This window comes from Agromyces mangrovi (assembly GCF_030296695.1).
Lineage (GTDB): Bacteria > Actinomycetota > Actinomycetes > Actinomycetales > Microbacteriaceae > Agromyces > Agromyces mangrovi.
Genome location: NZ_AP027737.1, coordinates 2,590,093 through 2,602,431 on the forward strand (window position 1 = coordinate 2,590,093; position 12,339 = coordinate 2,602,431).

At 73.0% G+C, this 12,339-nt stretch carries 14 protein-coding genes; 10 read left to right on the forward strand and 4 right to left on the reverse strand.

Going from position 1 to position 12,339, the window contains the following annotated elements:
* Nucleotides 1-46 precede the first annotated feature (46 nt).
* Nucleotides 47-1,054, reverse strand: coding sequence for an RNA polymerase sigma factor SigJ (sigJ, locus tag QUE38_RS12295; RefSeq protein WP_350227472.1), 1,008 nt, complete (start codon nt 1,052-1,054; stop codon nt 47-49).
* A gap of 289 nt (nt 1,055-1,343) precedes the next feature.
* Between sigJ and QUE38_RS12300 the strand changes: the two genes are divergently transcribed.
* The 3 genes from QUE38_RS12300 to QUE38_RS12310 are packed head-to-tail and all read left to right on the forward strand — an operon-like array spanning nt 1,344 to nt 3,610.
* The gene (locus tag QUE38_RS12300; protein WP_350227473.1) at nt 1,344-2,120 is read left to right on the forward strand and encodes an SDR family oxidoreductase; all 777 of its coding nucleotides are present in this window, start codon (nt 1,344-1,346) and stop codon (nt 2,118-2,120) included.
* 31 nt (nt 2,121-2,151) lie between these two features.
* Nucleotides 2,152-2,751, forward strand: a complete 600-nt coding sequence (locus QUE38_RS12305) for a class I SAM-dependent methyltransferase (protein WP_286308529.1) — start codon at nt 2,152-2,154, stop codon at nt 2,749-2,751.
* A 25-nt stretch (nt 2,752-2,776) separates the two neighbouring features.
* Nucleotides 2,777-3,610, forward strand: coding sequence for an alpha/beta fold hydrolase (locus QUE38_RS12310; protein ID WP_286308530.1), 834 nt, complete (start codon nt 2,777-2,779; stop codon nt 3,608-3,610).
* A 90-nt stretch (nt 3,611-3,700) separates the two neighbouring features.
* Here QUE38_RS12310 and QUE38_RS12315 read toward each other — a convergent pair whose 3' ends face one another.
* Together QUE38_RS12315 and QUE38_RS12320 are read right to left on the reverse strand one after the other, a co-directional pair.
* Nucleotides 3,701-4,768: a trans-sulfuration enzyme family protein gene (locus QUE38_RS12315; RefSeq protein WP_286308531.1), complete on the reverse strand. Its 1,068-nt coding sequence runs from the start codon at nt 4,766-4,768 to the stop codon at nt 3,701-3,703.
* 190 nt (nt 4,769-4,958) lie between these two features.
* The gene (locus QUE38_RS12320) at nt 4,959-5,894 is read right to left on the reverse strand and encodes a DUF368 domain-containing protein (RefSeq protein WP_286308532.1); all 936 of its coding nucleotides are present in this window, start codon (nt 5,892-5,894) and stop codon (nt 4,959-4,961) included.
* Nucleotides 5,895-6,094: 200 nt separating this feature from the next.
* Between QUE38_RS12320 and QUE38_RS12325 the strand changes: the two genes are divergently transcribed.
* The 6 genes from QUE38_RS12325 (at nt 6,095) to QUE38_RS12350 (ending at nt 11,028) form a co-directional block, all read left to right on the forward strand.
* A complete protein-coding gene (locus QUE38_RS12325) occupies nt 6,095-6,682 on the forward strand; it encodes an HAD family hydrolase (protein ID WP_286308533.1) in 588 nt (195 codons plus the stop codon).
* 299 nt (nt 6,683-6,981) lie between these two features.
* Nucleotides 6,982-7,977, forward strand: a complete 996-nt coding sequence (phnD, locus tag QUE38_RS12330; RefSeq protein ID WP_286308534.1) for a phosphate/phosphite/phosphonate ABC transporter substrate-binding protein — start codon at nt 6,982-6,984, stop codon at nt 7,975-7,977.
* Between the two features lie 73 nt (nt 7,978-8,050).
* A complete protein-coding gene (phnC, locus tag QUE38_RS12335) occupies nt 8,051-8,860 on the forward strand; it encodes a phosphonate ABC transporter ATP-binding protein (protein ID WP_286308535.1) in 810 nt (269 codons plus the stop codon).
* On the forward strand, nt 8,857-9,672 hold the full coding sequence (gene phnE / locus QUE38_RS12340; RefSeq protein WP_286308536.1) for a phosphonate ABC transporter, permease protein PhnE: 816 nt from the start codon (nt 8,857-8,859) through the stop codon (nt 9,670-9,672). The genes phnC and phnE (QUE38_RS12340) overlap by 4 nt, the downstream gene beginning before the upstream one ends.
* The gene (phnE, locus tag QUE38_RS12345) at nt 9,669-10,562 is read left to right on the forward strand and encodes a phosphonate ABC transporter, permease protein PhnE (protein WP_286308537.1); all 894 of its coding nucleotides are present in this window, start codon (nt 9,669-9,671) and stop codon (nt 10,560-10,562) included. Before phnE (QUE38_RS12340) ends, phnE (QUE38_RS12345) begins: the two co-directional genes overlap by 4 nt.
* A gap of 166 nt (nt 10,563-10,728) precedes the next feature.
* Entirely contained in the window at nt 10,729-11,028 is a 300-nt protein-coding gene (locus QUE38_RS12350; protein WP_286308538.1) for a DUF1540 domain-containing protein, read from the forward strand.
* A 33-nt stretch (nt 11,029-11,061) separates the two neighbouring features.
* On the opposite strand, the gene QUE38_RS12355 is transcribed toward QUE38_RS12350, so the two are convergent.
* On the reverse strand, nt 11,062-11,637 hold the full coding sequence (locus QUE38_RS12355) for a MarR family winged helix-turn-helix transcriptional regulator (protein ID WP_350227474.1): 576 nt from the start codon (nt 11,635-11,637) through the stop codon (nt 11,062-11,064).
* 86 nt (nt 11,638-11,723) lie between these two features.
* Between QUE38_RS12355 and QUE38_RS12360 the strand changes: the two genes are divergently transcribed.
* Entirely contained in the window at nt 11,724-12,299 is a 576-nt protein-coding gene (locus QUE38_RS12360) for an NADPH-dependent F420 reductase (RefSeq protein ID WP_286308539.1), read from the forward strand.
* Nucleotides 12,300-12,339: the final 40 nt, after the last annotated feature.

The window sequence follows — 12,339 nt, forward strand, 5'->3', positions numbered from 1 at the left end:
GGGCGGGCGGATGCGCCTGGGCGCGCGCCCGCCCGGAGGCATCCGCTCAGCCGTGCCAGAGCCCGAGCTTCGCGGGGTTGCGCATGATCCAGAGGTCGGTGACTCGCTCGCCCGCGACCCGGGTCGAGATGACACTGTCGACCGCGCCGCCGACCGAGACGACGAGCACCAGCCCGCCCGGGCCCTCGCGGAGGTCGAACTCGAGGCCGTCGCCGGCGCGCTTCTCCTGCAGCCCGAGCAGGTAGCGGGCGACGCGGTCGGCGCCGACCACGGGCCGCCGGCCCGCCGAGACGACGCCCCCGCCGTCGGCCCGCAGCACCACGTCGGGGTCGAGCACCGCCGTCAGCGTCGCGAGGTCGCCCGTGCCGGCCGCGGCGAGGAACGCCTGCACGACCCGGTCGTGCTGCTCCCGGGTCGCCGTGCCGTCGCGGCGCTCGCGCACGTGCCGGCGGGCCGACGATGCGAGCTGCCGGCACGCCTCGGGAGAGCGGCCCACGACCTCGCCGATCTCGGCGAACGGCATCGCGAACACGTCGTGCAGCACGAACGCGACGCGCTCGGCCGGGCTGAGCGACTCGAGCACGACGAGCAGCGCCGTGCTGACCGAGTCGTCCAGGGTGACCCGGTCGAGCGGGTCGGGAGCGGGCGTGCTCGCGAGCACCGAGTCGCCCGGCACCGGCTCGGGCAGCCACTCGCCGACGTAGCGTTCGCGGCGCGCGCGGGCCGAGCCGAGGTGGTCGAGGCAGACGCGGCTCGCGGCGCGGGTGAGCCAGGCGGCCGGGTTGGCGATCGCGTCGCGGTCGGCCGCGGGGAGGCGGTACCAGCGGGCGTAGGTCTCCTGCACCGCGTCCTCCGCGTCGGCGACCGTGCCGAGCATGCGGTACGCCAGCCGCATCAGCCCCGCGCGCTCGGCGTCGATCGCGGCGGCGTCGAGGCGCGAGGCATCCGTCTCGCGCGCGCTCGTGCTCGCAGCGGCGCTCGTACGCTCCGACACGTCGCCTTCGGCGGCATCCGTCTCGCTCGGCCCGTGCGCGTCGCCCGGTTCGGTCTCCATCGCCATGTCCTCGTCCCCACCATCCCACCGCGCGCGCCGGCGCGCGAGCGTCGTACTGGTTCGACGACGTAGCGCCCGCGAACGTGAGGTGCGACCGCCGCATCCGCCCCGGCTCAGAATCACCTGTAGCGAATACATGCAACGCCGCGCGACACGCCTCGTCCGTGCATGTTCCGGCCGCCAGATGTCTGATCTGCATGTTCTCGCTACGCGGGCACCTCACGTTCGGCGCGGCTGCGTCGTCGGACATGATGAGGGCGGAGCACCGCCCGCAGACCTTCAGGAGGGCATGATGCGCATCGCAGTCGCCGGCGGAACCGGCACGATCGGATCGGAGGTCGTCGCGGCGATCCGCGCGCGCGGCGACGAGGCGGTGGCGCTGTCGCGCTCGACCGGCGTGGACGTGCGGACGGGCGAGGGGCTCGTCGCGGCCCTCGAGGGCGTCGACGCGCTGGTCGACACGGCGAACGTGAGCTCCCTGTCGGCGAAGGGGTCGACCGCGTACTTCACCGAGACCACGCGTACGATGCTCGCGGCCGAGCGCGAGGCGGGCGTCGGGCACCACGTGCTGCTGTCGATCGTCGGCATCGACGAGGCGCCGCACGGATACTACGCCGGCAAGGTCGCGCAGGAACGCGCGGTCGAGGCGGGCGGCGTGCCGTGGACGACGCTGCGGGCGACGCAGGTGCACGAGTTCGCGGGGCAGATGCTCGACGCGCTCTCGATGGGCGGGCTGCACCTGGCGCCGGTCGCGCGCACGCAGCCCGTGGCGGCGAGCGAGGTGGGGCGGCGACTGGCCGAGTTGGCGGCGGGTGCGCCCGCCGGGCGGGTGCGCGACCTGGCCGGCCCGCGCGAGGAGCGCCTCGACGAGATGACGCGCGCATACGCCCGGGCGCGCGGCCTGCGCGGTCCCGTCGTCTCGGTGAAGCTGCCCGGGAAGCAGTTCCAGTCGATGCGTGCCGGCGCGGCGCTGCCCGGCCGGGACGCCGACCTCGTCGGGCCCACGTTCGACGAGTGGCTCGCGACGCAGGGCGCCGAGGAAGCGGTGCGTTCGCAGCGCGCTTGACCGCATCGGCACGGCGTGGTCGCATGAGGGGATGGCATCGGCGACCCGCGAACGCCCACCGCTGATCGAGGAGGACGCGCTCGACGACCTCGTGCGCGCCGCGATCGGGCGGGTGCGCGGCCGCGTGCTCGAGGTCGGCGCGGGCGAGGGCGAGAACTTCAGCGCGTACGATCCGTCGGTCGAGTGGCTCGGTCTGGAGCCCGACGCGGAGCGGCGCGCCGAACTCGACCGTCGGGCGCACGAGTGGAGCCACCGCGACCGAACGCCGTTCGACGCGGTGTGCGAGTCGATCCCGCTCGCGGACGCATCCGTCGACGCCGTCGTGGGCACGTACATGCTCTGCTCGGTCACCGACATGGCCGCGGCGCTCGCCGAGGTGCGGCGCGTGCTCGTGCCCGGCGGTCGGGTCGTGTTCGCCGACCACGTCGTGTCGCCGCCGCGCACCCTGCACCGCGCCGTGCAGCGCGCCGCGACCCCGTTCACCGTGCGATTCGACGACGGGTGCCACCTCGATCGCGACACGCACGCCGCGCTCGACGCGGCAGGGTTCGTCGCCGATCGCGTGACGGAGGTGCGGGTCGGGCCGATGCTGCGCGTGCCCGTGTTCCTCTTCGAGGGCCACGCGCCCTGACGGCGGGGTCGGGTACGTTGCCCCCGTGATCCACTCGTTCGACGTACCGCTGCCCGACGGCGGCGTGCTCCGCGCCCACGACAGCCGGGCGGATGCCTCGGACGGCCCGGCGCTCGCCTGGCACCACGGCTCCCCGCAGACCGGCGCTCCGCTCGAACCCGTGCTCGCCGCGGCCGCCGCGCGCGGACTCCGCGTGATCTCGTACGCGCGGCCGAGCTACGGCGGGTCGTCCGCCCGGCCCGGTCGCGACGTGGCGTCGGCGGCCGGCGACCTCGCCGCCGTGGCCGATGTCCTCGGCATCGACGCGATCGTCTCGATGGGCGCGTCGGGCGGCGGGCCGCACGCGCTCGCGGGGGCGGCGCTGCGCCCCGACCTCGTGCGCGCGGTCGTGACACTCGCGGGCATCGCCCCGTTCACCGACGCGTTCGACTGGTACGACGGCATGGCCTCGCCCGGCGGGCTGCGTGCCGCCGCGCGCGGGCGCGATGCGCGGGCCGCGTTCGCGGAGACGGAGGAGTTCGACCCGAGCCAGTTCGTCGCGGCCGACTACGCCGCACTCGAGGGCGGGTGGGCGGCGCTCGGCGTCGACGTCGGCCGGTCGGAGGCGTTTGGCGACGACGGGCTCATCGACGACGACGTGGCCTTCGCCACGTCGTGGGGGTTCGAGCTCGACTCCATCGAGGCGCCCGTGCTCGTGGTGCAGGGCGGGCTCGACCGGGTCGTGCCGCCCGCGCACGGTGCCCACCTGGCGGCGGAGCTGCCGAACGCCGAGCTGTGGGTGCGCCCACACGACGGGCACGTCTCGGTGCTCGACGCCGTGCCCGAGGCGATGGACCGGGTCCTCGCGATGCTCGGCTGACGTGTACGGCAGCCCGGTCGCCGTGGAGGGGTCCGGCCGGCCGCCGCGTCAGCCCACGGGCATCCGCCCCGGCTCGGCCCCGCCCCGGCCTCAGCCCAGCGCCGCGACCAGGTCGTCGTGCAGGTCGTCGACGTGCTCGAGGCCGACGGACAGGCGCACGAGCCCGTCGGGAATGGTGGGCGCCTCGCTCGGCCAGCGACGCCGGCGCTCGAGCGTCGACTCGACGCCGCCGAGGCTCGTCGCGTGGATCCAGAGTCGCACCCGGTCGATGAACGCGTCCGCGTCTGCCGCCCCGCCGCGCACCACGAGCGACACGATCGCCCCGAAGCCCGGGTAGCGCACCTCCTCGAGTGCGGGGTGCCCGTCGAGGCGTCGGGCGAGCTCGCGCGCGTTCTGCTGCGCGCGCTCGAGCCGCACCGGCAGCGTGCGCAGGCCGCGCAGGGCGAGATAGCTCTCGAGTGGTGCGGGAATCGCGCCGCCGAGGGCGCGCCGGGCCGCGAGCTGCTCGGCCACCGAGGCATCCGACGCCACGACCGCGCCCATCAGCACGTCGCTGTGCCCGGCGAGGTACTTCGTCGCCGAGTGCACGGCGAGGTCGGCGCCGAGGGCGAGCGGCTGCTGCAGCAGCGGGGTCGCGAACGTGTTGTCGATCGCGACGAGGGCGCCGTGCGCGCGGGCCGCGGCGACCAGCGCGGGGATGTCGGCGAGCTCGAGCGCGGGGTTGGTGGGCGACTCGAACCAGAGCAGGTCGACGCCCGCGCAGGCCGAGGCGACGGCGGCCGTGTCGGTGATGTCGACGAGCACGCAGCGCAGTCGCCCGGCGGCCTCGCGGTCGCGCAGCTGGGCGATGGTGCCCGTGTACGAGTGGCGCGGCACGACGACCGTGCCGCCGTGCGGCACCAGGTCGAGCACGGCCGAGATCGCGGCGATGCCCGAGGCGAACGAGACGCAGGTGCCGCCCTCGAGCGCGCCGAGCACGGTCTCGAACGCGGCCCACGACGGGTTGCCGTAGCGGCCGTACTCGCGCTCGCCCCCGGCGACGAAGGTCGACGCGAGGTGCACGGGCTCGTTGAGCGGCGCGTCCGGGTCGCGCGCGGGCCGGCCCAGGCTCACCGCCAGCGTCTCGGCGTGCGACGAGTGGAACGAGCTATCGGACATCGGTGCCTCCCTCGACCGAGGGTACGTCACCGCTGGTGGTGGCGCTTTTCAGGAACCGCAGGGCGGGTCGCGCCGGAAGCCGCCGAAATGGGCCGGCGTGTGCAGGAGTGTGCCGAATACGGCTCGGTGCGGTGCCGATCGTTGCGCGGGCGCCGCCGGGCTCCTGAAAAGTGACGCTTGAAGACGTTGCTCAGCGGTCGGCGGAGACCTCGGCCTCGGCGTCAGCGGCGGCCGCCGCGCGGCGCCGCACGACCACCCGCTCGGTGACGATCATCGCGGTGACGGCGAGCACCCCGGCGAGGAAGAGCAGCACGATCGGCAGCACGTCGCCCGTCGGCGCCTCGAGCGCGCCGGTCTCCGACTGCCACGGCCACAGCGCGCGCAGCGACCCGGCCATGAGGCCGGTCATGACGGCGAGGGTCGCGGCGTGGTGGTGCGCGAGCAGCCACTGCAGCGTCGACACGAAGGCGGCGAGGCCGACGATCGCGCCGAGCGCGAAGGTGCCGAGGTAGGCGAGGTCGCGGTCGTTCACGGCGTCGAGCGTGGGGGCGTAGATGCCGATGACGACCAGCACGAACGACCCCGAGACGCCCGGCAGCACGAGCGCGCAGACGGCGAACGCGGCGGAGATGAAGACGAGCCAGAGCGACGGGTCGGCGTCGTCGACGGCGGGCAGCCCGGTGAGCAGGAACGCCGCGATCGCGGCGACGACGGCGAGCAGCACCTCGCGGATGCCCCAGCGGCCGACCATGCGCGCCGGCACGACGAGCGACGCGACGATGAGACCGGCGAACACGGCCCGCGTCTCGACGGGGTACTCCTCGATGGTCGGTGCGAGCAGCGCCGACGCGAGCACGATCGCCCCGAGCATGCCGATGCCGAGCGGGATGAGCACGCTCCAGCGCACGAGCCGCAGGTGCTCCCGGGCGCGCGGGCGCAGTTCGGCCCGGAAGACACCGCCGACCGCGAGCAGCACGCCGCGCACGAGGTTGCCGGCCGAGGTGATGATCGTCTCGTAGACGCCCGTGATGAGGGCGACGGTGCCGCCCGACACGCCGGGGATGATCTCGACGGTGCCGATGAGGGCGCCGCGGATGAGGTCGACGAGCCAGCGCAGGGCGGTCATTGCGTTCGGGGGTCCTCTCGGGCGGGGCGCTCGTGGCGAGCGGGGCGCGAGTGCGCCAGCGGCGATTGTAGCGGGGCGCGCTGGTGGCGAGCCGATGAGCGGATGCCACGCCTGCGGCGAGCGACCGATGCTCCGCCTGCGGCGATCCGGGCGACGGATGCTCCGCCGCATCCGCTCACTGCCCGCTACGCTGACCGACCATGACCGGCACGCCGCGCACCGCCCCCACCCTGCTGCTCGACTTCGACGGCACGGTCGCGCTCGGTGACGAGCCCGTGCTCGCCTACGCGCGCGAGCTCGCGCACGCGGCCGACGCGCCGGACCTGGTCGAGCGGGTGCACGGTTTCCTCGCGACGGGCCGCGACGACGTGCACGCGGTCGACGACGGCTACCTGTTCGCGCAGGCGCTCGGGCACGAGCTCGGCCTCGACGGCGCGCGCATCAGCCGTGCGTACCTCGACAGCCGCGCGGGGGTCACCTCGGGAGAGGTGCCCCTGCACGCCGCCCCGGGCCTGCGGGACGCGTCAGACGCCGTGCGCGCGGCGGGCGGCCGGGTCGTGCTGGTCACCAACGCGCCCGCCGACGGGCTCGACGGGCTGCTCGCGCGCATGGGCGTCGCCGACGCGTTCGACGCGGTGGTCGGCGATGCGCGCAAGCCCGGAGGCATGGGCGCGATCCTCGACGAGCTGCTCGCCGAGGGGTGCCCGCCGGCCGCATCGCGTCGGTCGGCGACATCTGGCGCAACGACCTCGAGCCCGCGTTCGAGCGCGGCTGCCGAACGGGGCTGATCGATCGGTTCGGGCTGCGCCGCGGCCCGGCCGACTGGGTCGCCGCCGACCTCGCCGGCCTCGTGCCGCACCTCTCCGACTGGGCCCGCTGAGCGGAAGCGCCGACGGAAAGGCCTGACGGCGGTTTGTAAACATCTGGCTACGAGCGGATGAATCGGGCCGCTTCGCGCCGACCGCGCGGATAGGTTCGAAGAGCCGTCCGGTGCGCTCCACAGCCGCCCCGGACGTGTTCCCCGAACCACAGCAGGCGGCACGCGTGCGCGGCCGCTGTTCATCACGCAGCACTGAGGAAGAGGCACATGAGACACCGCAGATTCATCACCACCGCCGCGATCGCGGCGGGCATCGCGCTCGCCGCCACCGGATGCGCCTCGGGCGACTCCGACACGGGCGAGGACGCCGCTCCCGAGGCCCCCGAGAGCCTCGTGCTCGGTCTCGTGCCCTCGAGCGACGTCGACCAGGTCGTCACCGACGGCGAGGTGCTCGCCGAGCTGCTCTCCGACGAGCTCGGCATCCCCGTCGAGGTCGAGGTGACCGACAACTACGCGGGCCTCATCGTCGCGATGCAGGCCGACCAGGCCCAGATCGGCATGTTCGGCCCGATCGGCATGGTGCAGGCGCAGGACGAGGCGGGCGCGGTGCCCGTGCTGCAGTCGGTGCGCTTCGGCGGCAGCACCTACGTCACGCAGTGGTTCACGAACGACCCCGACCGCTTCTGCCTCGACGACGTCGTGACCGTCACCGACGACGACGGCTTCGACTTCACCTACTGCAACGGCACGGATGCCTCGACCGAGGGCCCGATGGGCGAGGACGCGCTCGCGCTCGTCGAGCAGGACGAGCTCATCGCGTTCGTCGACGAGGGTTCGGCCTCGGGCTACTACTACCCGGCGACCCAGCTCGGCGAGCTCGGCCTCGACCCGTTCGACCTGTCGGGCGCGTTCTTCGCCGGCGGCCACCCGAACGCCGTGCGTGCGGTCTACGACGGCGACGCCGTGATCGGCACGAGCTTCAACGACGCCCGCGGTTCGGTCGTCGAGGAGGCCAACGACGTGGGCGAGACCGTCACCGTGTTCGCCTACTCGACGCTGATCCCGAACGACGGCGTGGCCGTCTCGGGCTCGCTGTCGGAGGAGTGGCAGGAGATGATCACCGACGCGTTCGTCTCGATCTCCGAGACCGAGGAGGGCGCCGAGGCGCTCTACGCGGTGTACGAGATCGACGGCCTCGTTCCGGCCGACCTCGACGCGCTCGACGCGGCGCGGGCGGTCTACGAGAACTTCGGCGACCAGTAGCAGTTCCCATCGGTGATGGCCACGCCGCACGCATGCGGCGTGGCCATCACCGTTCGCACGGCAGGATGCACACATGATCCGATTCAGCGACGTCTCCGTTCGCTACCCGACGGGCACGCTCGGGCTCGACTCGATCGACCTGGAGATCCCCGACGGCCAGTTCGTGGTCGTCGTCGGCCTCTCCGGAGCGGGCAAGTCGACGCTGGTGCGCACGATCAACGGGCTCGTGCCCGTCACGAGCGGCACGCTCGAGGTCGGCGACCGCACCGTGAGCGGCGCGAGCAAGCGCGCGTTGCGCAAGCTGCGTGCCGAGGTCGGCATGATCTTCCAGTCGTTCAACCTCGTCACGCGCACGAGCGTGATGAACAACGTGCTCCTCGGCCGGCTGCACGCCACGTCGACCCTGCGCTCCCTGGTGGGCGCGTGGAAGGCGTCGGACGTCGAGCTCGCGTTCGAGGCGCTCGAGCGCGTGGGCATCGTCGACAAGGCGTACGTGCGCGCCTCCCAGCTCTCCGGCGGACAGCAGCAGCGCGTCGCGATCGCCCGGGTGCTCGCGCAGCAGCCGCAGGTGATCCTCGCCGACGAGCCGGTCGCGTCGCTCGACCCGCCGACCGCGAACCAGGTGATGCGCGACCTGCAGCGCATCAACCGCGAGCTCGGCATCACCACGGTCGTGAACCTGCACTTCCTCGACCTCGCCCGCACCTACGGCCAGCGCATCATCGGCATGCGCGCGGGCAAGGTCGTCTTCGACGGCACCGCCGACCAGGCAGACGACGCGGTGTTCGAGCAGATCTACGGGCGCTCGCTCACCGCCGCGGACGTGCTGCCCGGCGACGAGGCGCCGCCCGTGTCGACCACCGGCGAGGGTCAGGCGCCATGACGTCGACGGCCGCTCCGACGCGCGGGCCCGAGGCATCCGCCCGCCCCCGCAAGCCGGCACCGTCGTGGGCGCTCTGGGCCGGCATCATCGCCGCCGCCGCGATCACGGTCTGGTCGGCACTCGGCATCGAGTTCACGCTCGCGCCGCTGTTCACCGACGCCACGCGCGGCTGGTTCGTGATCCAGGAGTTCTTCGCGCCGAACTGGGGCTTCATCTTCCAGGTCGGCAACGCGTGGCTCGAGACGCTTTCGATCGCCGTGCTCGCGAGCCTCATCGGCTGCCTGCTCGGCCTCATCGCGGCCATGCTCGCGTCGAAGGTGACGCTCGCGAACCCCGTGGCCCACCAGGCCGTTAAGTGGGTGCTGTCGGTGATCCGCTCGATCCCCGACATCGGCTGGGCGTTCCTGATGGTCGCGTTCGTCGGCGTGGGGTCGCTCGCTGGCATCCTCGCGCTCGTGATGTTCAACATCGGCATCATCGCGAAGCTCACCTCGGAGTCGATCGACGCGGTCGATCCCGGTCCGATCGAGGCGGCGGATGCCTCGGGCGCGAACAGCTTCCAGCGGGCGCGCTGGGCGGTCTACCCGCAGGTGCTGCCGAACTTCCTCAGCTACAGCCTGTACGTCTTCGAGCTGAACATCCGCGCGTCGATCGTCATCGGCCTCGCGGGCGCGGGCGGCATCGGCAACGTGCTGCTCGTGCAGCTCGGCCGGTTCGCATGGGAGAACGTGTCGGCCATCTTCATCGCGACGTTCGTGGTGGTGCTCGCGGTCGACCTCGCGTCGCAGGCGATCCGGAGGCGCATCGCATGACCGCCGCAACGCGCCCCACGGCGCCGACCACGAAGCGCCCGACGCCGCCCAGCAAGTGGCCGCACACGATCGGCCTGCTCATCAGCCTCGCCGTCGTGATCCTGGCGGTCTGGCTGGTCGACGCGAACTGGATCCGCCTCGCCGACCTGCCCGCCTCGATCGGCAACTACGTCGTGCTGATGGGGGAGGGACTCACCCACAACCCGCTCGAGGTGCCGTGGAGCGAGTACTGGGTGCTCGCGACCCAGCGCATGCTCGAGTCGATCCAGATGGCGTGGATCGGCACGCTCATCGGCGCGGTGCTGTCGCTGCCGCTCGGCTTCCTCGCCGCGCGCACGGTGTCGCCCGCGGGCGTCGTGTTCGTCACCCGCCAGTTCCTGAACGCGGTGCGCGCGCTGCCCGAGATCATCCTCGCGATCGTGCTGATCATGCCGATCTTCGGCCTCGGCCCGCTGACCGGTGCCCTCGCGCTCGGCATCGGCTCGATCGGCACGCTCGGCAAGCTCACCGCCGAGGCGATCGAGTCGATCGACCCCGGTCCGGTCGAGGCGGCGCTGGCCGCGGGCGCGCGCCCCGTGCAGCGCATGCGCTGGGCGATCCTGCCGCAGGCGCTGCCCGAGATCGTGGCGTTCTGGCTGTACCGGTTCGAGATCAACATCCGCGCGAGCGCCGTGCTCGGCGTCATCGGCGCGGGCGGCATCGGGTCGCTCCTGTCGCAGCTGTTCAACCGGCGCGAGTGGGAGCAGATCGGCATCACGCTGGTCGTCATCATCCTGGTGACCATCGCGGTCGACTCGATCTCGGGTGCGGTGCGTGCGCGCATCATCTCGGGCGGTGGGCGCAGGCTGGCGGCGCGGGAGCGTCACGACGAGGCATCCGCCATCGTCTGAGGCAGCGCCGAGGGCAGCCGAGCGGATGCCCCGAGGTGAGGTAAGCCTTACCTGAAAAGTGCCTCTGACCGGCCGAAACACGCGTCCCGAAGGGCTGGCGATCGGGCGATCGCGGGTCTAGCATCGGGCTCAGGACGCACGCTCGCACCGACATTCGGAGGCCGCCATGACCATGCTCGCCGATCTTCCCGCCGTCACCGAGTGCTCGGTCGAGGGCTGCTCGTACAACGACCACTCGCACTGCCACGCCGCCGCCGTGACCATCGCGGGCTCGAACGGCGACGCGCAGTGCGCGACCTTCATCCCGCTGTCGACCAAGGGCGGGCTCGACAAGGTCGTCACCCACGTGGGCGCCTGCCAGCGCGCCGACTGCGTGCACAACTCGTCGCTCGAGTGCACCGCGCCGGCCGTGCGCATCGGCGCCGGGCAGGACGCGGCGGACTGCCTCACGTACGACGCGCGCTGAGTTCGGCGTGCTGACCTGCCCTTCCGGAGTCGGTCAGGACGCGGTCGGCGCCGCCTTCGCGGGGTGGCATGCGGTGGCGGTCATGCGACCCTCGGGGTCGAGTCGTTCGAGCAGCACGCCCGCGAGCTCGTACAGGCGGTCGAGGTCGTCGGGGCCGAGCGCGTCGAGCACGTAGTGCCGCGCGGTCTCGAGGTGGCCGGGTGCGGCGTCGTCGAGCAGTTCGAGGCCCGCGTCGGTGAGGCGCGCGTTCGTGGCTCGGCGGTCCTCCGGGCAGGGGAAGCGCTCGATGAGCCCGCGCTGCTCGAGGCGCTTGGCGACGTGCGAGAGCCGGGGGAGCGTCGCGTTCGTGCGCGACGCGAGCCGCGTCATGCGCGACGTGCGGTCGGGCGATGACGCGAGCGTCATGAGCACCAGGTACTCGAAGTGCGTGATCTGGGCGTCGCGCAGCAGCTGCGCGTCGAGCACGCCCGGGAGCAGCTCGGTGAGCGCGACGAGGCGCACCCAGGCGGCCTCCTCGGTGTCCGTCATGGCCGGGTCGGTCACGGCTGGGCCGGTCGTCGCAGGGCCGGTCGCCTCGGGCACCGTCGCGCTCGTCGTCTGCAGCTCCATGCCGCCAGTCTAGCGAAAGTTGACGCGTCAACCAATCTGTGTCTACTATTCAGTTGTTCCCACAACCAAATGGACGGAGACCAGCAATGACCACGGTCAGCATCATCGGCAACGGCAACATGGGCCAGGCGATCGGCGCAGTGCTCGCCGACGGCGGCACCAGCGTGCAGTACGTGGGTCGCGAGGCCGGCCCGATCGAGGGCGACATCGTCGTGCTCGCCGTGCCCTACCCCGAGGTCGCCGCCATCATCGCGACCCACGGCGCTGCCCTCGCCGGCAAGGCCGTCGTCGACATCACCAACCCGCTCGACTTCTCGACCTTCGACTCGCTCGTCGTGCCGGCCGACTCGTCGGCCGCGGCCGAGATCGCGGCCGCACTGCCCGACTCGAAGGTGCTGAAGGCGTTCAACACGAACTTCGCCGGCACGCTCGCCGCCAAGACCGTGGGCGGCGTGCCCACGACCGTGCTCGTCGCGGGTGACGACGCCGATGCGAAGCAGGCGCTCGCCGGCGTGCTCGAGGCCGGCGGCCTCACGGTGATCGACGCGGGCGCCCTGTCGCGGGCCCGCGAGCTCGAGTCGATCGGCTTCCTGCAGCTCACGCTCGCGGTGAGCGAGCGCATCGGCTGGACCGAGGGCTTCGCCGTCGCGAAGGCCGCGTAAGGTCCGACCCGGTTCCGGGCGGTGGCGGGCGTCGAAGCGC

What these genes read in the sequence shown, in the direction of transcription:
- sigJ (WP_350227472.1), bottom strand. Translation starts at nt 1,054, where the DNA reads ATGGAGACCGAACCGGGCGACGCGCACGGGCCGAGCGAGACGGATGCC.
- QUE38_RS12300 (WP_350227473.1), top strand. Translation starts at nt 1,344, where the DNA reads ATGATGCGCATCGCAGTCGCCGGCGGAACCGGCACGATCGGATCGGAG.
- QUE38_RS12305 (WP_286308529.1), top strand. Translation starts at nt 2,152, where the DNA reads ATGGCATCGGCGACCCGCGAACGCCCACCGCTGATCGAGGAGGACGCG.
- QUE38_RS12315 (WP_286308531.1), bottom strand. Translation starts at nt 4,768, where the DNA reads ATGTCCGATAGCTCGTTCCACTCGTCGCACGCCGAGACGCTGGCGGTG.
- QUE38_RS12320 (WP_286308532.1), bottom strand. Translation starts at nt 5,894, where the DNA reads ATGACCGCCCTGCGCTGGCTCGTCGACCTCATCCGCGGCGCCCTCATC.
- QUE38_RS12325 (WP_286308533.1), top strand. Translation starts at nt 6,095, where the DNA reads ATGACCGGCACGCCGCGCACCGCCCCCACCCTGCTGCTCGACTTCGAC.
- phnD (WP_286308534.1), top strand. Translation starts at nt 6,982, where the DNA reads ATGAGACACCGCAGATTCATCACCACCGCCGCGATCGCGGCGGGCATC.
- phnC (WP_286308535.1), top strand. Translation starts at nt 8,051, where the DNA reads ATGATCCGATTCAGCGACGTCTCCGTTCGCTACCCGACGGGCACGCTC.
- phnE (WP_286308536.1), top strand. Translation starts at nt 8,857, where the DNA reads ATGACGTCGACGGCCGCTCCGACGCGCGGGCCCGAGGCATCCGCCCGC.
- phnE (WP_286308537.1), top strand. Translation starts at nt 9,669, where the DNA reads ATGACCGCCGCAACGCGCCCCACGGCGCCGACCACGAAGCGCCCGACG.
- QUE38_RS12350 (WP_286308538.1), top strand. Translation starts at nt 10,729, where the DNA reads ATGACCATGCTCGCCGATCTTCCCGCCGTCACCGAGTGCTCGGTCGAG.
- QUE38_RS12355 (WP_350227474.1), bottom strand. Translation starts at nt 11,637, where the DNA reads ATGGAGCTGCAGACGACGAGCGCGACGGTGCCCGAGGCGACCGGCCCT.
- QUE38_RS12360 (WP_286308539.1), top strand. Translation starts at nt 11,724, where the DNA reads ATGACCACGGTCAGCATCATCGGCAACGGCAACATGGGCCAGGCGATC.